Source organism: Klebsiella sp. WOUb02, from assembly GCF_050058015.1.
Classification (GTDB): domain Bacteria; phylum Pseudomonadota; class Gammaproteobacteria; order Enterobacterales; family Enterobacteriaceae; genus Klebsiella.
The window spans coordinates 3,979,806-4,001,602 of the sequence record NZ_CP170110.1; the positions used below are offsets into that span (position 1 = coordinate 3,979,806).

Genomic DNA, 21,797 nt, shown 5'->3' on the forward strand with positions numbered 1-21,797 from the left:
GGCTGCTGAATGAAAAAGTCACTTTTCTGGTTGCTGGTACTGCTGCTGTCGCCGGTTGCCGTGCTGGTCGTTATCACGCCGATGGACAGCCAAAAGCAGTATATTTTTGGTCTGCTGAGCATCGGCATTCTGTTCTTAATGGGGTTTAGCAAGAATCGCAGCATTTCCGTCATTATGGTCGTGACTTCGCTGCTGATGTCGACCCGTTATATGTATTTTCGCCTGACGCAAACCCTGCATTTTAACTCCGGAATCGAGACGATCCTGGGGATGGGGCTCTTTTTGGCGGAAGTCTATATCTGGGTGATGCTGATACTCAACTACCTGCAGACGATCTGGCCGCTGAAGCGCGAAATTGTCCCGCTGCCGGACGATATGAGCACCTGGCCGACGGTCGATATTTATATCCCCAGCTATAACGAACCGCTCGAAGTGGTCCGCGATACGGTGCTGGCCGCCCAGTGCATTGATTATCCAGCGGATAAGATGAAAATTTATCTGCTGGACGACGGTAAGCGCAGCGAGTTTGCGGTGTTTGCCGCCGATGTTGGAGTGGGGTATATCACCCGTAACGACAACAAGCATGCCAAAGCGGGCAACCTGAACCATGCGATGACCCTGACCCAGGGCGAGCTTATCTGCGTGTTTGACTGCGACCACGTCGCCACCCGCGTCTTCCTGCAGGCCACGGTGGGCGGCTTCCTCAAGGACCCGATGCTGGCGCTGGTGCAGACGCCGCACTACTTCTACTCGCCGGATCCGTTTGAACGCAACCTCTCCGTCGGGCGCAACATTCCCAACGAAGGGATGCTGTTTTATGGCCCAATCCAGCAGGGTAACGATAACTGGAACGCGACCTTCTTCTGCGGCTCCTGCGCCGTTATTCGCCGTAAAGCGCTGGAGCAGATTGGCGGTTTTGCGGTAGAAACCGTCACCGAAGATGCGCACACCGCGCTCAAGTTTCAGCGCCTGGGCTGGAAATCGGCGTTCCTCGATATCCCGCTGGCGGCAGGCTTAGCCACCGAGCGTTTGGTGGTGCACGTCATTCAGCGAACCCGCTGGGCGCGCGGGATGACGCAAATCTTCCGCCTCGATAACCCGCTCTTTGGCCGCGGGCTGACCATCCAGCAGCGTCTGTGCTATCTCAGCGCCATGCTGTACTACCAGTTTGCGCTGCCGCGCGTGGTTTTCGTTACCGCGCCGCTGGCCTACCTGCTGTTTAACCTCAATATTATTTACTCGTCGGCGAGCCTGATCGTCTCGTATGCTCTGCCGCACCTGTTCCTCGCCATCTACGTTGGCTCGAGGATGAACGGTCGCTATCGCTACAGCTTCTGGGGCGAAATTTACGATATCGTTCTGGCATTCCACCTGGTGCTGCCGACGCTGGTGACGATGATTTTCCCCAAACGCGGCAAATTCAACGTCACCGATAAAGGCGGCCTGCTGGACGTCGGCTACTTCGACTTTACCGTGGTCAGGCCGCATCTGGTGGTGGCCTGCCTGCTGGGCGCCGGCGTGGTGGCCGGTCTCGTGCGCGCTATCGGCCACGACTATTTCGGCTCCGATCCGAACGTTATCGCGCTGAACGTCGGCTGGGGGATCTACAGCCTGATCTTCCTGCTGGCGGCGATTGCGGTGGCGCGGGAAACCCGCCAGGTGCGTAAAACGATCCGTATTGACGTGGATATTCCGGTGCTTATCCATTACGCCAGCGGCATTGTCTCCCGTAGCCGTACCGCCGACCTGTCGATGGGCGGCTGCCGTATCACCGTGCCTGACGATCGCCACCTGCAGGATAAAATCGAAGAGATTGAGCTGATTCTGCAGTCCGGGGCGATCTGTATCCCCGCCGAGCTGGTCACCGCCGATGCGCGCTTTATTCGCCTCAAGTTTGATGAAAATATCCCGCTCTCCCTGCGCCGCGAGCTGGTGCGCGTGGTGCTGGCCCGCGCCGACGCGTGGATTAATCCGCCGCGTCCGCAGGACAGGCCGTTCCGCTCCTTCGCCACCATTCTGCGCTGCGTATTTGAGCTGTTCTGGCTGACGTGGAAAACGCGACGTGACCGGCGTCGGCAACGCCCTGCTGCGCAGACCGCGCAGGAGGATGGCCAGCTATGAAGCGATTAACTACCCTTGCGCTGCTGGCGGGGATGCTCTCCGCCCCCGCGCTGCATAGCGAAGAGGCGCCGGCCGATCGCTCGGCCCCGCTGAACTTCCCGCTGCCGGACGCGGCCAGCGATAGCGCGCCGGATGAGGGAGCCGCGCCTGCTCAGACGGCGGCGGAACCCGAATCGACAGCGGCGCCGGCTGCTCTGCCCGCGATGCCGCCGGTCAGCGATCCGGCTCCGGACGTCGTGCCGCTAACGCCGATCGTCGGCGGCAGTCTGAATCTGGCGCAAATGGGGATGCCGGACGGCATTATGCTGAGCGGCGGCCAGCTGCAGGGCGGCGCGAGCTTTACGCTGCCCTCCGATCAGGTGGTCACCCACGCCGAATTGATGCTGGACGTGCGGGTTTCGCCGGAGATGGCGGCCCGCAACGCCACCCTGCAGCTAATGCTCAACGGCCAGCCGCTGGGCACGGTGCCGCTGGGTACGGACGGCGCCGATATCTCGCACTTCCAGCTCGATATCCCGGCCGCGCTGATGGTCTCGAGCAATAATTTAAGCTTTAAGGTGAACGACGGCGACGCCATGCAGTGTCAGCTCCATACGCGCGACACCTCCGGCATCACCGTGCTGCCCGCCTCGCGTTTTAGCTGGGAAAGCCAGCCGCTGAATATCAGCAACGACCTGAGCTACTTCCCGCGGCCGTTCTTCGACAGCATGCAGATGACTCCGGCGGATATCGCCATCGCCTACCCGCAGAAAGCGGGGGCGGATATCTTCAGCGCGGCGGCGCTGGTGTCGTCGTGGCTGGGCATTCAGGCGGACTATCGCGGGATTGCTTTTAACGCCCTGCGCGATCGTTTGCCGGAGCGCAACGGCATTATCATCGGCCACCCGGGCGATCAGGTGGGCGGTGTGACCCTGCCGCAAACCGACCGGCCGCTGCTGCAGGTTGTTGATAACCCCGGCAACCCGAGCTACAAGCTGCTGCTGATCGTCGGCCAGAACGATGCGGCGCTGCGCGCGGCGGCCTGGCGGCTGACCCGCGGCAACATTGCGCCGCAGACCGCGAGCATGACGGTGGATCCGCAGGCCATTCCGCTGGGCAAACCGTACGACGCCCCGCGCTGGATCCCCACCGATCGGCCGGTCAAAATCAGCGAGCTGCTGCGTAAAGATCAAAGCCCGACGGTGAGCGGAGTGTGGCACGAACCGCTGCGCGTTGCTTTCCGCGCGGCGCCGGATCTCTATCTGTGGGATGGCGAGACCATTCCCCTGCAGATTAGCTACCGCTTCCCGTCCGAAAGCTGGATCAACGAAGATCAGTCGCTGCTGAGCGTCACGCTGAACAACACCTTCCTGCACAATTTGCCGATGAACAAACAGGGGCCGCTGGAGAAGCTTTGGCGTCACCTGGGCGGCGATGCCCGCCAGGAACGCTTTACCATCCCGCTGGCGCCGTACCTGATCTACGGGGATAACCAGACTCTCGCTCTACTTCAACGTGGTGCCGAAGGACAATGCCCCCTGCTCGGTGCTGTTGAATAACAACATCAAGAGCCGCATTACCGACGACTCATGGATTGATTTGAGCAATACGCGGCACTTCTCGCTGCTGCCGAACCTCTCCTACTTCGTCGGCGCCTCGTTCCCGTTCTCGCGGCTGGCGGACTACTCGCAAACCGTGCTGCTGCTGCCGGAGCAGCCGTCGGATACGCAGGTGGCGACCCTGTTAAACCTGGCCGCGCGTTCGGGTAATGCGACCGGTACGGCGCTGGCCAATAACCGGGTGGTGCTGGGGATCCCTGAGGGCGGCGCGGGCCTGCAGTACCTGCGGGAGCGCGACGTGCTGGCGGTCAGCGCCCTTGACCAGAAAACCTTTAACCAGCGCCTGTTGGCGGATTCTCCCTACAGTACGGTGGATAACCAGCTCAGCGTTCGCGAAGCGGGAAGCTGGGAGAAGGTGCAGCGCTGGCTGACCGGCGACTGGACCTCCGCAAGCGTCGATGCCGACCGCTACTTCTCCTCCAGCAGCGCCTGGCGCGGCTTTATCAGCTACCGCTCGCCGTGGAATTCCCGGCGTACGGTGGTGGTGGCGATGGCCAGCAATGACGATCAGCTCGCGAGGCTGAAAAGCGACCTCGACTCGCCGCGGATCAACGCCGGCATTCGGGGCGATACGGCGGTGATCACCAGCGATAACGGCGTACGCAGCTTCCAGGTCAGCACGCCGTTCCCAAGCGGGCAGATGCCCTGGTACATGATGGCCATCTGGTACGCTAACCAGCACTCCGGCCTGCTGGCGATCCTCGGGCTGATCGCCACATCGATAATTGGCCTGGCGTTAACCGCCATGTTTAAACGGCACGCTCGCAAGCGTTTGAGTTCGGGGGATGGCCAATGAAACGAGCGATCAAAATGAATAGCAGGGCAACCCGCAGACTATCAACCTTCTGCCTGTCAGGCGCGCTGACGCTTGGCGCATTCGGCGATGCCCTTGCCGCGAGCAACGATGCCGCGCTGCAGGCGCTTTTTGCCCAGGCCAACTACTGGCATGAAAAATCCCACGACGAGCTGGCGATGGAGTCGCTGCAAAAGGTGCTGCTGGTTGATGCCAACAACACCCAGGCGCTGTACCTGATGGCGCTCTGGGCGCAACAGGGGGGCGATCTTCAGGCGGCGGCGCAGTGGCGGGCGCGGCTGGCGAAAACCTCGCCGGACAGCGCCAGCCTGCAGGAGCTCGACAATGCCAGAAAAATGACCCAGGTGCCGCAGGGGCAGCTGAGCCTCGCCAGGCAGCAGGCGCGCAGCGGCAACGTGCCCGCCGCGCTCGCCACCTGGCGCAGCATGTTTAACGGCAACGTCCCGCCGGCGGGGCTGGCGGCCGAATACTACATGACGATGGCCAGCGATAAATCGCTCTATCCGCAGGCGCTCAGCGAACTGCGCCAGTACGTGGCGCAGCATCCGCAGGAGAACGCGCCGCGGGTGGCGCTGGGCAAAGCGCTGACCTGGCGTGAAGATACCCGGCGGGAAGGGATCGCGATGCTGGAGCCGATGGCCAGCGGCAGCAAAGATGCCGATAGCGGGCTGCGCCAGGCGCTGCTGTGGCTGGGACCGCAGTCCGGCGACCAGCAGTTTTATGATACCTGGATGCAGCGCCACCCGCAGGATACCGAGGTGCAGAACTACTATCGCCAGCGGCTAAGCGGCCAGGCGCGCGGGGAGGGGTATGCCAACCTCAACAGCGGCAACACCGCCGCCGCGAAGCAGCAGTTTGAACAGGTGCTGCAAACCAACCCGCAGGACGCGGATGCGCTGGCCGGCATGGGCTATATCGCCCAGCGTAAAGGCGATTTCCAGGCGGCATCCCAGTATTTGACCCGGGCGGCGGATCTCGGCGGCGATGATTCCGCCGCCCGGCGCCAGCAGGCTGCCGATGAGCTGTTCTACGGCCAACTGGCCCAGGCGCAGCAGGCCTATAAGCAGGGCAATATCAGCCAGGCGCTGGCGCTTTCCGCCCCGCTGGCCCAGCAGGGCGGGACGCGAGGCACCTCGGCGAAGCTGTTCCGCGCCGACGTTCTGCGACACAACAAGGATCTGCCGCAGGCCGAGCAGACGCTGCGTTCGCTGCTCGACGAGCAGCCGCAAAACGGCCCGGCGCGGGAGAGCCTCTATTACGTGCTGCGCGAGCAGAATAAAACGGCGGAGGCGCAGGCGATGCTGCGCACGCTGCCGGAGAGCCTACAGCAAAAACTGCAGCCGCGGGTGGTAACCGGCATGCCGGGCGATTCGCTGCGCCGGCAGGCGCAGGAGCAGGCCAGCAGCGGTAACGTGAGCGGCGCCATCGCGCTGCTGAGCCAGGGCGTATCCCGCTACCCGGATGATGCCTGGATGCGGCTTGATTTAGCCCGGCTGCTGCAAAAATCGGGCAACGAGAGCGAAGCCGCCTCGACGATGGCGGCGGCCTGGCGTCCCGGCGCCAGCAGCGCCTCGCTGTACGCCGCGGCGCTGTATGCCAGCGAAAACGGCGGCTGGCAGCAGGCGCAAACGCTGCTGGGGCGCATTCCCGCCGCCAGCCAGACCGGCCAGATGCGCGATCTCCATCAGCGGGTGAACTACAACCTGCAGCTGGTGACGGCGCAAAACTATCTGGCGCAGGGCAATACGGTTGCCGCCTCCAACACCCTGCGGGCGATGGCCGCCACGCCGCCGAAATCGCCGGCGGACGTCGGCAAGCTGGCGCGGCTGCTGGCGCAGAGCGGCGATGTCACGACCGCCGTCTCGCTGGTACGCAACAATATCAGCGGCGGGATCTCGGGCAATGCCGGCGACTATGCAGATCAGGTGACGGTGCTTAATCAGGCGGGCCTGACCCGCGAAGCGCAGAATCTGCTGAGCAACCCGCAGCTGCAGGCCAGCAGTACGCCGACGCAGCTGGCGAGCATTCGCAACGGCTATGTGATTGACGAAGCGGATCATCTGCGCGAGCAGGGGAACTACGCCGCGGCGTACGACAAGCTGATGGGCGCGATGCAAAGCGACCCGCAAAATACCGACCTGATGTTTGCGATGGCGCGTCTCTACCAGAGCGGCAAAATGAACAAAGAAGCCGGGGTGGTTTACGACTATCTGATGACCCGCGATACGCCGGATCAGGCGGCGCGCAGCGGGGCGATTGACGTTGCGCTCTCGTCGGGCGACAGCGACCGCGCGCAGCAGCTCGCCGGCGGGCTGCGTCAGGATAATTCACCGGACCGCCTGCTGCTGCTGGCGCGGGTAGAAGAGGCCCAGGGACACCATCAGCAGGCGATGACCTATCTGCGCAGCGCGCGCGGCAAGCTGCTGGGCCTGCAGAGCAGCAACAGCGCGCAAACGCCGACCGTTGGCGGCGTGCTGGCGGCGGATAACCCCTTCGTCGGCGTCTCCCGCACCCCGACGACGACGCGGACGGCCTCGACCTACGGGCAGTATATGCCGTGGCAGGTCGCGCAGGTATCGACGGGGGACGGAACCTCGCTGCCGGGGATCCAGCGCCCCGATCTGCCGGTAGAGACCGCGCAGACCCGCACGCTGCGCCAGGTGGATACCATGATGGAGTCGCTGCAGGAGAAAACCGGCAGCTGGCTGCAGGGCGGGATGGAAGTGCGCGGACGCGATGGCGAATCCGGCACCAGCAAGCTGACGGAAATAAAAACGCCGCTGACCTGGTCCTCGTCGCCGTTTGGCGATTCGCGCTTTGATTTCACGGTCACGCCGATCACCCTGAACGCCGGTAGCGCCACCGGCGACGCGTGGCGGCGCTACGGCGCGAACCCGCTCTCCAACGCGGTCTCCAATATGATTAGTACCGTGACCAGCGAGCAGGCGGCGATTGCGGCGATGACGGATACCGAGCGGACAACGTACTTTGCCAGCAATCCTGGCGCCGAGGCGCTGAGCTCGCTGGGGACGCTGAACGCCTCCGATTTTAACGCCACGACCCGCAGCGGCATGGAGAACCTGGCGAAGCTGGGAGCCTATGATTCCGGGCAGGTTGCCAGCTATCTGGCCTCCTCCAGTCTGAAACCGAATGTCGACCAGGCCAGCGGCTCGACGGACGCGCAGAGGGCCAACGGCGTCGAGCTGGCGCTGGCGCTGAGCGGCGATGATTACCGCGTCGACATCGGCAGCACCCCGCTGGGGCAGGATCTGAATACCGTCGTCGGGGGCGTGAAGTGGTCGCCGAAGCTGACGAACTATCTGTCGCTGATTTTCACCGGCGAACGCCGCTCGCTGACCGACAGCCTGCTCTCCTACGTCGGGCTGAAAGACGCTTACTCGGGGAAAAACTGGGGCCAGGTGACGAAAAACGGCGGCACCCTGCAGCTGAGCTATGATGACGGCGACGCCGGCTTCTACGTCGGCGGCGGGGGCTATAGCTATATTGGCGACAACGTCGCCAGCAACACCAGCGTTAACGCCAACGCCGGGGTCTATCTGCGGCCTTACCACGACGAGTATCGTCAGCTGCAGACCGGCCTGAGCATGAGCTATATGGATTACTCGAAAAACCTGAGTTACTTCACCTACGGTCAGGGGGGCTATTTCAGCCCGCAAAACTACGTGAGCGTCTCGCTGCCGGTCAATCTGACGGAGAAATACGATAACTGGACGATGAAGCTGGGCGGCTCGGTGGGCTATCAATCCTATAGCCAGGATAAGAGCGCCTACTTCCCGACCAACTCCGAGTGGCAGCGGACCCTGGAAACCGCCGTCACCAACGGGTTCGCCAAGGAAGCTTACTATTCGGCAACCTCGAAAAGCGGCATCGGCTACACCCTGCGTGCCGGTGCGGATTACAAGGTAAACAAACAGATGACGCTTGGCGGCCAGGTGGGCTATGACACCTTCGGCGATTATAACGAAAGCACCGCCGGTCTTTATATCCGCTATATGTTAGGAGATAACTGATCATGACGGAAAATAACAACGCGGAGGCGCTGGCCTGGTTTCAGCAGCAGCAAACTCCTGCCGGATGGTTCGATCTGCTGATCGTTATGGTGGATGGCATGCTCAACAACGCGGGCGAGCTGGAGAGCCAGCCCTTTCTGCGCCAGATGGGCGAGGCGCTGGCGGACAACTATCCTCTGCCGGATGCGGAGACGGTCGGCCAGCTGGAGGCCAATATCAATCAGTTGCTGAGCCGCTTTCAGTGGGGAGTGGTCACCGTCGACGTCGGCGACGACGGGCTGCGGCTCCGCCATCGGGCGCTGCCGGTCAGCCGCGATGAAGCGCGTCGCGTGCGCTGGTGTAATGCATTCTGTGCCATACTCGAAGGGCTTTATTCCCGCTGGCTGAGGGGACAGGGCGGCGGTGCGCACGTTGTTTTACAGCGTGAGCGGCTGTTTTCTGTGTCTGACGTTCAGTTTCTCTACTTTCATCCATAACGAGTGCACTTATGTCCTTGCGTGCTTTAGTCGCAGTCATGGTTACGACGACGATGATGGTGCTTCCCCGCGCGTGGGCAGATACCGCCTGGGAAAGCTACAAATCCCGCTTTATGATGGCCGACGGGCGAATCGTTGATACCGGCAACGGCAACGTTTCCCATACCGAAGGGCAGGGGTTCGCCATGCTGCTGGCGGTCGCCAAAAACGATCGCCCTGCCTTTGATAAGCTGTGGCAGTGGACGGATAACACGCTGCGTAATAAAGACAACGGGCTTTTTTACTGGCGCTACAACCCCGTCGCGCCGGACCCGATTGCGGATAAAAACGATGCGACCGATGGCGATACCCTGATCGCGTGGGCGCTGCTGCGCGCGCAGCAGCAGTGGGGGGAGAAGTCCTACGGCATCGCTTCCGATGCCATCACCGCGTCGCTGCTGAAATCAACGGTGATTACTTTTGCCGGTCATCAGGTGATGCTGCCCGGCGCGAAGGGCTTCAACCTCAACGATCATGTCAATCTCAACCCCTCCTACTTTATCTTCCCCGCATGGCAGGCTTTTGCCGCGCGTACCCACCTGACCGCGTGGCGTACGCTGCAGAGCGACGGCCAGGCGCTGCTGGGTAAAATGGCGTGGGGTAAGGCGCAGCTGCCCAGCGACTGGGTGGCGCTGAGGGCGGACGGCAGAATGGAGCCGGCAAAGGAGTGGCCGCCGCGGATGAGCTACGACGCGATTCGCATCCCGCTGTATCTCTACTGGGCCGATCCGCATAGCGCCCTGCTGACGCCGTGGAAAAGCTGGTTTCAGAGCTATCCGCGGCTGCAGACTCCGGCGTGGGTCAACGTCAATACCAACGACGTCGCCCCGTGGTTTATGACCGGCGGTCTGCTGGCCGTTCGCGACCTGACCAGCGGTGAAGCGCAGGAGGATCCGCAGCTTAGCGCGCAGGATGATTATTATTCTGCCAGCCTGAAGATGCTGGCCTGGCTGGCGCATAACGACCGTCGCCAGGCAACGACCGGCGGCTGAACGGGCCGCGGGGGTAAAACCCTGCGGCCTTTTTCGTTTTTACTGCGGATACGGTACCCAGCTTCCTCCGTTCAGCTGGACGTAAGGTTTGCCCTGATACTGAATGACGATGGCGTTGGCGTTCTCCGAGACCGCGGCGCTCTGCGGCAGGTTGGCGGGCTGAAGGACTGCGGCAGCCATACCGGTAAAACCAGGGGCGGGATGCGCGTCGACTGCGGCAGCAGCAGCCAGGGCTTCGTCTATACCGGTCGGCCGCTGGTTCCCTACGCGGATTGGTAGCAGAATAGGCTGAATTACGCGATCAACCGTCACTCCACCCTCGTGTTCGCGTATACTCGTCGTACTTCGCGCCGCGGGGGGCGTCCCCGCTCGCACGGCGCTCATCGGCACGCCGGCCCGGCGCGCCCGCAAGCCAGGGGCGGCGCTTCGTACCCGTCCTGGTGACTCGTTTGGCGCTCTCTGCCGGGCGTTTGCGAGCTATTTTGCCGAGATAAGCCGCCTGAAAATACCGGCGTTGAGGGACGGAATCCGGACAGCATTCAGTATCAGTGGAGAACACAGTTGCGCGTCAGCCGCTCACTTACAATTAAACAGATGGCGATGGTCGCAGGCGTGTCCATGGCCTTTGTATTGGTTTTTTGCTCTATTTTACTCTTTCACTTTGTGCAACAGAGTCGCTTTACTACGGCCACGCAGTTAGAAAGCATCGCCCGTTCCGTTCGCGAACCGCTCTCCGCGGCTATCCTGAAGGCGGATATTCCGGAGGCGGAAACCATTCTTGGTCGTATCCAGCCCGCTGGCATCGTCAGCCGGGCGGACGTGGTGCTGCCGAACCAGTTTCAGGCGCTGCGGATGCGCTTTATTCCCGAGCGCCCGGTCCCGGTGATGATTACCCGCATGTTTGAGCTGCCGGTACAGATATCGCTGCCGATCTACTCCCAGGAACGGCCCGCAAATCCGCAGCCGCTTGCCTATCTGGTGCTGCAGGCCGACTCATACCAGATGTATAAGTTCGTGATGAGTACGCTTTCTACGTTGGTGACTGCTTACTTCCTGCTGGTGCTGGTTCTGACGGTGGCGATCACCTGGTGCATCAACCGGCTGATCGTCCGTCCGCTGCGCAAGGTGGCGCGTGAACTCAACGATGTTCCGCAGCAGGAGCGTCTCGGGCATCAGCTGACCCTGCCGCGGCTGCATCATGATGATGAGATAGGCATGCTGGTGCGCAGCTACAATCGCAACCAGCAGACCCTGCTGCGCCGGCACGATGAGCTCCTCTTTACAGTCCACCCGCTTCCCGGTCTCCGACCTGCCGAATAAGGCCTTCCTGATGGCGCTGCTCGAGCAGGCGGTGGCGCGCCCGCAAACCTCGGCGCTGCTGGTGGTCGCCTGCGAAACGCTGCAGGATACCGCCGGCGTCCTGAAAGAGGCCCAGCGCGAAATACTGCTGTTGACGCTGGTGGAAAAGCTGCGGGCAATCATCCCATCGCGTATGGTGCTGGCGCAGGTGAGCGGCTATGACTTTGCGATTCTGGCCAGCGGCATCACCGAGCCCTGGCAGGCGGTGACATTAAGTAAGCAAGTGCTCACTGCTATTAGCGAACGTCTGCCGCTGCAGGGTATTCAGCTTCGCCCCTGCGCCAGCGTCGGAATTGCGATGTTTAACGGCGAACTGAGCGCGGAGCAGCTCTACCGACGGGCGTTTTCCGCCGCCGTCGCCGCGCGGCGCAAAGGTAAAAACCAGATTGAGTTTTTCGATCCGCAGCAGATGGAGAAGGCGCAGCGTCGGCTGATGGAGGAGCACGATATTCTGGCGGCGCTGGAGAATCAGCGCTTCGCCATCTGGCTGCAGCCGCAGGTGAATACCGCCAGCGGCGAAGTGTGCGGCGCGGAGGTTCTGCTGCGCCAGCGCCAGGAGGACGGCAACTGGCTGCTGCCGCCGGATCTGATGGCGCGTATTGAGGCCTGCGGGCTGATCGTTTCGGTCGGCTACTGGGTAATGGAAGAGGCCTGTCGCCAGCTTGCGGCATGGCAAAGCCGGGGCATTATGCTGCCGCTATCGGTAAACGTGTCGCTGCTGCAGCTGCTGCATCACGACCGGGGCGCAGAGATGCTGACCCTGCTCGCGCGCTATCGCATTCCGCCGGGCACGCTGATTATCGACATTACCGAAAGCCGCCGGCTGGACGATCCGCAGATGGTGGTCTCCCTGCTGCGCCCGCTGCGCGAGGCGGGCGTGCGCATCGCCCTCGATGATTTTGGCATGGGTTACGCCGGGTTGCGCCAGCTCCAGCATATGAAGCCGCTGCCGGTGGATATCCTGAAAATCGATAAGGCTTTCATCGATATGCTGCCCGAAGATGCCAGCATGGCGCCGGCGATTATTCAGCTGGCGCGCGGTCTTAACCTGCGCATCGTGGCGGAAGGTGTCGCGAGAGAGGAGCAGCGTCGGTGGCTGCAGGAGGCCGGCGTCGAGACTGCCCAGGGCTCCCTCTTCGGCTGCGCCTTGCCGCAGGAGGCGTTTGCGGCGCAGTTTTTACCGCTGAACGAAGAGGGTGAAAACCTGTAACGGGATGCTGACTTGTGCGAGTCAGACTCAAAGTTTTTAACAAATTCGTTGCAATATTACGCTTAGTTATTTCTGAAATGTTTCCCGGGTGTTACTTTTAAGCCACAGACACCATATAACCCTTCCATGTCTGTGGTTATACCCAAAGGACACCCTATGAAAGCCTCTCTCTTCAAAAGCCTCTATTTTCAGGTTTTGTCGGCCATTGCGATCGGTATTCTGCTGGGCCATTTCTACCCGGAACTGGGCGCGCAGATGAAACCCCTCGGCGACGCCTTCGTTAAGCTGATTAAAATGATTATTGCTCCGGTAATCTTCTGCACCGTCGTGACGGGGATTGCCGGGATGGAAAGCATGAAGGCCGTCGGCCGTACCGGTGCGGTAGCGCTCCTCTATTTTGAAGTCGTCAGTACTATCGCGCTGATTATTGGACTGATCATCGTCAACGTTGTGCAACCCGGCGGCGGCATGAACGTCGATCCGGCGACCCTCGATGCGAAGGCCGTGGCGGTCTACGCCGAGCAGGCAAAAGATCAGGGCATCGTCGCCTTCCTGCTGGATATCATCCCCGGCAGCGTGATCGGCGCTTTTGCCAGCGGTAACATCCTGCAGGTGCTGATGTTTGCGGTGCTGTTTGGTTTTGCCCTGCACCGTCTGGGCAGCAAGGGCCAGCTGATTTTCAACGTTATCGAAAGCTTCTCGCAGGTGATCTTCGGCATCATCAACATGATTATGCGCCTCGCGCCGATTGGCGCCTTCGGGGCGATGGCCTTTACCATCGGGAAATACGGCGTCGGCACCCTCGTGCAGCTGGGCCAGCTGATCGTCTGCTTCTACCTGACCTGTATTCTGTTTGTGGTGGTGGTGCTGGGCACCATCGCGCGGATGACCGGCTTTAGCATCTTTAAATTTATCCGCTATATCCGCGAAGAGCTGCTGATTGTGCTCGGCACCTCCTCGTCCGAATCGGCGCTGCCGCGCATGCTGGATAAGATGGAGAAGCTGGGCTGTCGCAAATCGGTGGTGGGGCTGGTGATCCCAACCGGCTACTCCTTCAACCTCGACGGCACCTCCATCTACCTGACGATGGCGGCGGTATTTATCGCCCAGGCGACCAACAGCCATATGGATATTTTCCATCAGATAACGCTGCTGGTGGTGCTGCTGCTCTCCTCGAAAGGCGCCGCGGGCGTCACCGGCAGCGGTTTTATCGTCCTGGCGGCCACGCTTTCCGCGGTGGGCCATTTACCGGTTGCCGGCCTGGCGCTGATCCTCGGTATCGACCGCTTTATGTCCGAAGCGCGCGCCCTGACCAACCTGGTGGGCAACGGCGTGGCGACGATCGTGGTGGCGAAATGGGTGAAAGAGCTGGATACCCAACAGCTGGATGATGTCCTGAATAACCGCACTCCGGCGAATAAATCGCAAGAATTATCCTCTTAAATCCATCTGTTAGGCCGTTGTCCCTTGCTGGACTCCGGCCTCCTGCGCATAATTAGGTATCGCTCCCCTGGGTTGGGGAGTGATACTAAATGATTATTTTACGTCTCCGTGCGACATTTTCCTCTCCGCGTGGTCTAACCGACGTACTTACTCACCATATTTTTGGCAGCCCTTCAGCGGGCTGCTTTTGTAACCAGGAATGTTCATCAGGGGTTCACATGCAGGGCACAAAAATTCAACTCTTAACGGGTGGTTTGCTGATGATGGCAGCGGCCGGTTATGTGCAAGCAGAAGCGCTCCAGCCGGACCCGGCCTGGCAACAGGGGACTCTCGCCAACGGGCTTCAGTGGCAGGTTTTAGCCACTCCGCAGCGTCCCAGCGATCGTATTGAAGTCCGCCTGTTCGTCAATATTGGCTCGCTGAGCGAAAGCACTCAGCAGAGCGGTTTTAGCCGCTTTATTCCCCGCCTGGCCTTGACGCAGAGCGGCAGCCTGCCGACGATGCAGGCGCGCTCCCTGTGGCAGCAGAGCATCGATCCGAGCCGCCCGCTACCGCCGGCGATCGTCTCCTATAGCGACACCATGTTTAACCTGAGCCTGCCGAATAACCGCAACGATCTGCTGAAAGAGGCGCTGAGCTGGCTGGCTGACGCCAGCGGGAAGCTGACGGTAACGCCGGAAGCGGTAAATCACGCCCTGCAGGGCAGCGATATGGTGGCGACCTGGCCGCTGGATACCAAAGAGGGCTGGTGGCGCTATCGCCTGAAAGGCTCTGCCATGCTGGGGCATGACCCCGCCGCGTCGCTGAAAAATCCGCTCGATGTTGCGCAGACTGAAAGCGTTTTATCAGAAGTGGTACACCCCGGACGCCATGACGCTGATCGTGGTGGGCAACGTCGATAGCCGCAGCGTCGCGGAGCAAATTAACAAAAACTTCGGCGAGCTGAAGGGCAAACGAGAAACGCCGGCCGCGGTGCCGACGCTGGCTCCGCTGCCGACGACGCCGGTCAGCATTATGACCAATACCGTACGTCAGGATAAGCTGTCGCTCATGTGGGACTCTCCGTGGCAGCCGATTCGCGATTCGGTCGCCCTGCAGCACTACTGGCGCGACGATCTGGCGCGCGAGGCGCTGTTCTGGCACGTGCAGCAGAACTTGAGCAAAAACAATATCAAAGACGTGAGCCTCGGCTTTGACTGCCGGGTGCTGTACCAGCGCGCCCAGTGCGCGATCAACATTGAATCGCCGGGCAACAAGCTCAACGCGAACCTGATCGCGGTATCCCGCGAGCTGGCGAAGGTCCGCGATAACGGGCTACCGCAGGAAGAGTTCGATACCCTGCTGGCGCAGAAAAATCTCGAACTGCAAAAGCTCTTCGCCACCTACGCGCGTACCGATACCGATATTTTGATCAGCCAGCGCGTCCGCTCGCTGCAGAATCAGGTAGTGGATATCGCGCCGGAGCAGTACCAGAAGCTGCGCCAGGAGTTCCTTGATTCGCTGACCGTCGATATGCTGAATCAGTATCTGCGCCAGCAGCTGTCGCAGGATATGGCGCTGGTGCTGCAGCAGCCGCAGGGCGAGCCGGAATTTAACATGAAGGATCTGAAGGCGACGTGGGAGAAACTGATGCTGCCTCCGCCAACGGCGACGGCCGGAGGCGGCGAGGCGGCCGACGCGCACAGCGACGCGACGGATATTCCCCCCGCCCAGTAGGCCCGGTTGACGAGGGGCTTCCCGGGCTGCGGCCGCTATGGCGCAGCCCGGGCGAGCGTTACTGCGGCATCGCTTCGCGCGGAATAATGGCCCCGCGATGCTGAATAACCGTGCTGGCTGTCAGGTGCCCGCGGGCGGCTGCGGACTTCGCGTCGCCGCCGGTCAGGCGGACGGCGAGGTAGCCGGCGCTAAACGAATCGCCGGCGGCGGTAGTATCCACCACTTTCTCTTTCGGCAGCTTCACGGCAGGGATCTCCTGCTGCGGCTCGTCGACAATCGACACCAGGCACGAATCCGCCCCGCGTTTCACCACCACCTCTTTGACGCCGGCGGCGTGCGTGCGGGCAATCACCTCCGCTACCGGTTTTTCACCCCATAGCGCATCTTCGTCATCCAGCGTCAGGAAGGCGATATCGGTACAGGTCAGCATTTGCTGATAAACCTGCTGAGTCTCTTCTTTGCTGGCCCACAGGCGCGGGCGGTAGTTATTGTCGAAGATCACCTGCCCGCCGTTAGCGCGGCATTCGCACAGCAGCGTTAGCAGCTTCTCGCGGCTCTGGGGGCTGAGAATGGCGAGGCTGATTCCGCTGAGATAGAGGTAGTCAAAGGTCGCCAGCTCTTCGCAGATCGCGGCGGACTGCTCGCTTTCCAGCCAGAATTTTGCCGCCGCTTCGTTGCGCCAGTAGTAAAACGTACGCTCGCCGGTATCGTCGGTTTCGATGTAGTACAGCCCCGGAAGACGATCGGCCATGCGCTGGATCAGGTCGGTTTTGACCTCCTCAGCCTGCCAGGACTCCAGCATCTGCTGGCTGAACGCGTCCGTCCCCAGCGCGGTCACGTAGTGCACGGCGAGCGCGCTGGCGTCGGTCTGACGCGCAATATAGACCGAGGTATTCAAGGTATCGCCGCCAAATCCACGGTTTACCGCCGCGTTTTTCTCTGACAGCTCAATCATACATTCGCCGATAACGGCAATTTTTTTAGACATCATCATGACCTGAGATTGAATCGAAATTAGCGCTAGTGTGCGCCGCGTCGTTTTTATGGTCAATCATATTAAAACATCGTTCCATTATTTTTTTGACATCGCGCGCGTAATGTGACGAAAAGCGCATTTGGCGGAGAAAGATGCGCTTTTCAACTATATTCAGGACTGACGAGGAGCAAAGGAGCTGAGAGGGTATGACCACAACCCGCAAGACGATTGCCATTATCACGGGAACGATAGTCTTAGTTATTGTTCTGTTTTTCATCGTGCTGGCGACCTTTGACTGGAACCGCCTGAAACCAACCATTAACCAGAAGGTCTCCGCCGAACTGAACCGGCCGTTTGCCATTCGCGGCGATCTCGGCGTGGTCTGGGAGCGGCAGCGCGACGAGCGAGGCTGGCGGAGCTGGGTGCCCTGGCCGCACGTTCATGCCGAAGATATCGTCCTCGGCAACCCGCCGGATATCCCGCAGGTTACGATGGTGCATCTGCCGCGCGTCGAAGCCACGCTGGCGCCGCTATCGCTGCTGAGCAAAACGGTGTATCTACCGTGGATTAAGCTGCAGCAGCCCGATGCCCGGCTGATCCGGCTCTCTGAGAAAAGCAATAACTGGACCTTTACCCTCGGTGCGGACGACGCTGCGGCCAGCCAGGCCGCGCCATCCGACTGGTCTTTTCGGCTGGATAATATTCTCTTCGATCGCGGACGGATCGCCATTACCGACAAAGTGACGCGCGCCGATATTACCCTGATGGTCGATCCGCTGGGCAAACCGCTGCCGTTTAGCGAGGTCACCGGCACGGCAGACAAAGAGGGGCCACAGAAGGTGGCGGACTACGTTTTTGGGCTGACGGCGAAGGGGAGCTATCGTGACCAGCCGCTCTCCGGCAGCGGTAAAATTGGCGGCATGCTGGCGCTGCGCAGCGAAGGGACGCCGTTCCCGCTGCAGGGCGACTTCCGCTCCGGCAATACCCGGGTGGCCTTTAGCGGGACGGTTAACGACCCGCTCAACCTCGGCGGCGTCGATCTACGCCTCAAGTTCTCCGGCGATTCGCTGGGGGATTTATACGATCTCACCGGCATCGTCCTGCCGGATACGCCGGCGTTCTCTACCGACGGACGCCTGCGGGCGGTCTTCAACCAGCAGAGCGGATCGCGCTTTAGCTATCACGATTTTAACGGCCGCATCGGCGAAAGCGATATTCACGGCTCCCTGACCTACACCACCGGCAAGCCGCGGCCGAAGCTGGAGGGCGACGTGGAATCCCGCCAGCTGCGTCTGGCGGACCTCGGGCCGCTGATTGGCGTGAACGCAGACGGTAAGGCGAGCAAAACCGGGCAGCGTAAAGGCGAAGCGGCGCCGCAGCCGGCCGGGAAAGTCCTGCCCTACGATCGCTTCGAGACCGACAAGTGGCAGCTGATGGATGCCGACGTCCGCTTCAAGGGGCGGCGAATTGAACACGGCGGCACGTTGCCGATTAGCGACCTCAACACCCACGTTATCCTCGAGCGCGGCGACCTGCGCCTGCAGCCGCTGCGCTTTGGCCTCGCCAACGGCACCATCGCCGGCAGCCTGCACCTGCAGGGCGATAAAAAGCCGCTGCAGGGCAGCGCCAACCTGCAGGCCAGGCGCCTGAAGCTCAAGGCGCTGATGCCGAAGGTGGAGATGATGCAGAAGACCCTCGGCGAGATGAACGGCGATATGCAGCTGCGCGGCACCGGTAACTCGGTGGCGGCGCTGCTGGGCAACAGCAACGGCAATATCAAGCTGCTGATGAACGATGGCCTGATTAGCCGGAACCTGATGGAAATTCTGGGGCTGAACGTCGGTAACTATCTTATCGGGCAGATCTTTGGCGACGACGAGGTGCGGGTCAACTGCGCGGCGGCGAACGTTGACGTAGTTAACGGCGTCGCGCGGCCGCAGATTTTTGCCTTTGATACCGAAAATGCGCTGATTAACGTCACCGGAACCGCCAGCTTCGCCTCGGAACAGCTCGACTTAACCATCGACCCCGAAAGTAAGGGGCTGCGCATTATTACCCTGCGCTCGCCGCTGTACGTGCGCGGCACGTTTAAATCGCCGAACGCCGGGGTGAAGGTGGGGCCGCTGATTGCGCGCGGTGCGGTTGCGGCCGCGCTGGCGACGCTGGTCACGCCGGCGGCGGCGCTGCTGGCGCTGGTATCGCCGGCGGAAGGCGAAGCCAACCAGTGCCAGACGATTTTATCGCAGATGAAAAAGTAGAAGAGCAGAGGAGATATGCCCGGCACGGCGCGCCGGGCATCTAAGGATTACAGCGACCGGTGGCGGGTTTCGTGGGTTAGCAGCAGCGCAATCAGCGTCAGCGCGGCCATCGAAGCCAGATAGATCCCCACCGCCGTCAGGCCGTAGTTGCCCTGCAGCCAGGCGGCGATATAGGGCGCAACGGAGGCGCCAAGGATCGACGATACGTTATAGGAGAACGAAGCGCCGGTGTAGCGTACTTCCGTCGGGAACAGCTCCGGCAGCAGGGCGCCCATCGGGCCGAAGGTCAGCCCCATCAGGCTTAAGCCGATCAGCAGAAACGCGAAGACCAGCGCCGGCTGACCGGAACCCAGCAGCGGTTTAAAGGCGAACAGAGCGAAGAGAATAATCATCGAGGTGATGACGATCATGCTCTTACGACGGCCAAACGCGTCCGCCAGCAGGCCGGCAACCGGCACCATCACGCCAAAGCCAATCACCGCCATCATCAGCATCCACAGCACTTCATTACGCGGCAGGCCGAGGCCCACCGGCGCCGCGCCGGTGCTGAAGGTCATCGAGTAGACGGTCATGATATAGAACAGGGTATAGGTGGCCAGCATGATAAAGGTGCCGAGCACGGTCACCCGTACGTGCTTAGTCAGCAGCGTCCCTAGCGGGATTTTCACCTGTTTCTTCGCCGCGGCGATTTTGGCGAAGACCGGCGTTTCATGCAGCGAAACGCGGACATACAGCCCGATAATCACCAGCACCGCGGAGAAGATAAACGGTACGCGCCAGCCCCACGCCATAAACTGCTGGTCGGTCAGCAGCCAGGAGAGCAGCAGGAAGGTGCCGTTGGCGAAGAAGAAGCCGATCGGCGCGCCCAGCTGCGGGAAGGAGCCGTACAGCGCGCGTTTACGCGGCGGGGCGTTCTCGGTGGCCAGCAGCGCCGCGCCGCCCCATTCGCCGCCCAGGCCCAGCCCCTGACCAAAGCGCGCCAGCGCCAGCAGCATCGGCGCCAGAATGCCGATGCTCTCATAGCCCGGCAGCAGGCCGATGACTACGGTAGAGATCCCCATGGTCAGCAGCGAGGCGACCAGCGTCACCTTACGGCCGACGCGATCGCCGAAGTGGCCGAACAGCGCTGAGCCAATCGGGCGCGCGACGAAGGCAATGGCGAAGGTTGCCAGCGACTGTAGCGTCGCGGCGGCCGGATCGCCCTGCGGGAAGAAGATATGCGGAAACACGATAACCGCGGCGGTGGCGTAAATGTAGAAGTCGAAGAACTCAATGGCGGTGCCGATGAGTGAGGCAACGACGACCTTATTGCGCGAGTTAACCGGTGCGGTTTCCTGCGCCTTGTCGAGCGTGGTGGCTGTGGCTTGCATAGATCTTTCTTATTTTTAGCGAACGAAAGGCCATATAGCCACAGCAAAAGCGACATTTCAATCTGTAACAGGGGGCGGGAGAGGTGAAAAAACGGGCAAAAAGCGGATAATTTTCGTGCCTGTAAAATATCTTCTATGAAATGCTTCACATAAATAAAATAATGGCAGATAAAACCAGGTTTAGGTTAAATAAAAGTTACGCATTGGATTTATCTGCTGAAATGATCGATCGGGCTGAATGATAGCTCTTCGTTCAGCCCGATACGCCATCAATCGTGGGTTTTCCCCGGCATCCGGCGGTCGTCTTTATACTCGGCGGTGGCAATCCACGCCGCGCAGAAGAGCGTCAGGCGCGCGAAGAAATAGAAAAAGGCCATCAGCCCTAAAACGGAGCCAAACGCGGCGCCCGACGGCGACTTCACCAGCGCCGGCAGCGTCCAGGTCATGACGATTTTAATCACCTCAAAGCCGATTGCCGCAATCAGCGTGCCGCGAATCAGCGCCTTGCGCCGCGGGCGGTGGCGCGGCAGGCGCCAGAATATCCAGAAAAACAGCAGGTAGTTGGCGAAAATCGAGATCCCGAGGCCAATCAGCCGCCAGGCCGGTTTTAGCCACTCAATGCTATCGAGATACAGCGCGGAGATAATGGTCTGCTGCGCGGCGCCGGCAATGGAGGTAATGGAGAGGGTAATAATCAGGGCGACCAGCAGGCCGATTAATGAAATAAAGTCGCGGAAGTATTTTACCCAGATCTTTTCCTGATCCTGCGGCGTACGCTCCCAGACGTCGCGGGACTGGGCGCGAATGGCTTCCCGCAGGTTGCCCATCCAGTTAATGCCGGAATAGAGCGCGACCAGCAGTCCGACGATGCCGACGGTGGTGCGCTGCTGAACCGCGGTACTGATGGTGTTCTTCAGCGTCGCCGCCAGCGTCGGATCGCTGACGTTGAGCAGGATTTTATCGAAGATGTCCTGCAGCAGCGTCGGATGCCAGGTGAGGACAAAGCCGGCGGCGGCGAAGGAGACCATCAGTATCGGGATCATCGACAGAAACGAGAAGTAGGAGATGGCCGCGCCGAACTGATTGCCCAGGCGGTCGTTGAAGCGCTCGGCCGCGCGGATCAGGTGCGCAATAATCGGATTCCGCTGGACCTTTTCCGCCGTCCCGGTCACGCTTTTCAGCGCCTGGTTCGCCTTCTGTCCCACGGCGGATTCGTTGATGGCGGCCAGCTTGCTTTTACTTTTTTCCGGCTGCTGGCCCGGATCCTGGATCGGGCGCGTGGCGTCGTTTTCCGGTGTCATGAGTTATTTCTTCCTTTTTTTACAGCGAGATTCAGCAAAAATTATATACGCAAAATGCCGGTTGCGGCGGCGGGGCGGTAAACCCGACCGCGC

At 61.0% G+C, this 21,797-nt stretch carries 9 protein-coding genes and 4 pseudogenes; 9 read left to right on the top strand and 4 right to left on the bottom strand.

Annotation, left to right across the window (positions count from 1 at the left end):
* Positions 1-9 precede the first annotated feature (9 nt).
* From bcsA to ABOC21_RS26330, 5 genes and pseudogenes are all read left to right on the top strand, one after another.
* The gene (bcsA, locus tag ABOC21_RS26310) at positions 10-2,121 is read left to right on the top strand and encodes a UDP-forming cellulose synthase catalytic subunit (RefSeq protein WP_426813820.1); all 2,112 of its coding nucleotides are present in this window, start codon (positions 10-12) and stop codon (positions 2,119-2,121) included.
* Positions 2,118-4,515: pseudogene (gene bcsB / locus ABOC21_RS26315) on the top strand (cellulose biosynthesis cyclic di-GMP-binding regulatory protein BcsB). The gene bcsA and the pseudogene bcsB overlap by 4 nt, the downstream one beginning before the upstream one ends.
* Positions 4,512-8,564, top strand: a complete 4,053-nt coding sequence (locus ABOC21_RS26320; protein ID WP_426813821.1) for a cellulose synthase subunit BcsC-related outer membrane protein — start codon at positions 4,512-4,514, stop codon at positions 8,562-8,564. Before bcsB ends, ABOC21_RS26320 begins: the two are co-directional and overlap by 4 nt.
* Positions 8,564-9,040 (top strand): cellulose biosynthesis protein BcsD, encoded by a 477-nt coding sequence (gene bcsD / locus ABOC21_RS26325; protein WP_426815584.1) that lies wholly within the window; start codon positions 8,564-8,566, stop codon positions 9,038-9,040. Before ABOC21_RS26320 ends, bcsD begins: the two co-directional genes overlap by 1 nt.
* Before the next feature lie 11 nt (positions 9,041-9,051).
* Positions 9,052-10,071: a glycosyl hydrolase family 8 gene (locus tag ABOC21_RS26330; RefSeq protein ID WP_426813822.1), complete on the top strand. Its 1,020-nt coding sequence runs from the start codon at positions 9,052-9,054 to the stop codon at positions 10,069-10,071.
* A gap of 39 nt (positions 10,072-10,110) precedes the next feature.
* Here the strand turns inward: ABOC21_RS26330 and bcsG are convergent.
* A pseudogene (bcsG, locus tag ABOC21_RS26335) lies at positions 10,111-10,227 on the bottom strand (cellulose biosynthesis protein BcsG); the annotation flags it as partial.
* A 405-nt stretch (positions 10,228-10,632) separates the two neighbouring features.
* Here bcsG and hmsP point away from each other — a divergent pair.
* The 3 genes and pseudogenes from hmsP (at position 10,633) to ABOC21_RS26350 (ending at position 15,799) form a co-directional block, all read left to right on the top strand.
* A pseudogene (hmsP, locus tag ABOC21_RS26340) lies at positions 10,633-12,640 on the top strand (biofilm formation regulator HmsP).
* Positions 12,641-12,796: 156 nt separating this feature from the next.
* Positions 12,797-14,083 (top strand): dicarboxylate/amino acid:cation symporter, encoded by a 1,287-nt coding sequence (locus ABOC21_RS26345; RefSeq protein ID WP_426813823.1) that lies wholly within the window; start codon positions 12,797-12,799, stop codon positions 14,081-14,083.
* A gap of 218 nt (positions 14,084-14,301) precedes the next feature.
* Positions 14,302-15,799: pseudogene (locus tag ABOC21_RS26350) on the top strand (M16 family metallopeptidase).
* 58 nt (positions 15,800-15,857) lie between these two features.
* On the opposite strand, the gene ABOC21_RS26355 reads toward ABOC21_RS26350, so the two are convergent.
* Complete coding sequence (locus ABOC21_RS26355; RefSeq protein ID WP_426815585.1) at positions 15,858-16,787, bottom strand: sugar kinase; 930 nt, start codon at positions 16,785-16,787, stop codon at positions 15,858-15,860.
* 194 nt (positions 16,788-16,981) lie between these two features.
* On the opposite strand from ABOC21_RS26355, the gene ABOC21_RS26360 reads away from it, so the two are divergent.
* Positions 16,982-19,033, top strand: coding sequence for an AsmA family protein (locus ABOC21_RS26360; RefSeq protein WP_426813824.1), 2,052 nt, complete (start codon positions 16,982-16,984; stop codon positions 19,031-19,033).
* Between the two features lie 47 nt (positions 19,034-19,080).
* Here ABOC21_RS26360 and ABOC21_RS26365 read toward each other — a convergent pair whose 3' ends face one another.
* Positions 19,081-20,403 carry an MFS transporter gene (locus ABOC21_RS26365; RefSeq protein WP_426813825.1) on the bottom strand — a complete coding sequence of 441 codons (1,323 nt, stop codon included), beginning with the start codon at positions 20,401-20,403 and terminating at the stop codon, positions 19,081-19,083.
* A 269-nt stretch (positions 20,404-20,672) separates the two neighbouring features.
* Positions 20,673-21,704: an inner membrane protein YhjD gene (yhjD, locus tag ABOC21_RS26370; RefSeq protein WP_426813826.1), complete on the bottom strand. Its 1,032-nt coding sequence runs from the start codon at positions 21,702-21,704 to the stop codon at positions 20,673-20,675.
* Positions 21,705-21,797: the final 93 nt, after the last annotated feature.

Excerpts from the sequence above, each read along its gene's own strand:
- bcsA (WP_426813820.1), top strand. The coding sequence starts at position 10 with ATGAAAAAGTCACTTTTCTGGTTGCTGGTACTGCTGCTGTCGCCGGTT.
- ABOC21_RS26320 (WP_426813821.1), top strand. The coding sequence starts at position 4,512 with ATGAAACGAGCGATCAAAATGAATAGCAGGGCAACCCGCAGACTATCA.
- ABOC21_RS26330 (WP_426813822.1), top strand. The coding sequence starts at position 9,052 with ATGTCCTTGCGTGCTTTAGTCGCAGTCATGGTTACGACGACGATGATG.
- ABOC21_RS26345 (WP_426813823.1), top strand. The coding sequence starts at position 12,797 with ATGAAAGCCTCTCTCTTCAAAAGCCTCTATTTTCAGGTTTTGTCGGCC.
- ABOC21_RS26355 (WP_426815585.1), bottom strand. The coding sequence starts at position 16,787 with ATGTCTAAAAAAATTGCCGTTATCGGCGAATGTATGATTGAGCTGTCA.
- ABOC21_RS26360 (WP_426813824.1), top strand. The coding sequence starts at position 16,982 with ATGACCACAACCCGCAAGACGATTGCCATTATCACGGGAACGATAGTC.
- ABOC21_RS26365 (WP_426813825.1), bottom strand. The coding sequence starts at position 20,403 with ATGCAAGCCACAGCCACCACGCTCGACAAGGCGCAGGAAACCGCACCG.
- yhjD (WP_426813826.1), bottom strand. The coding sequence starts at position 21,704 with ATGACACCGGAAAACGACGCCACGCGCCCGATCCAGGATCCGGGCCAG.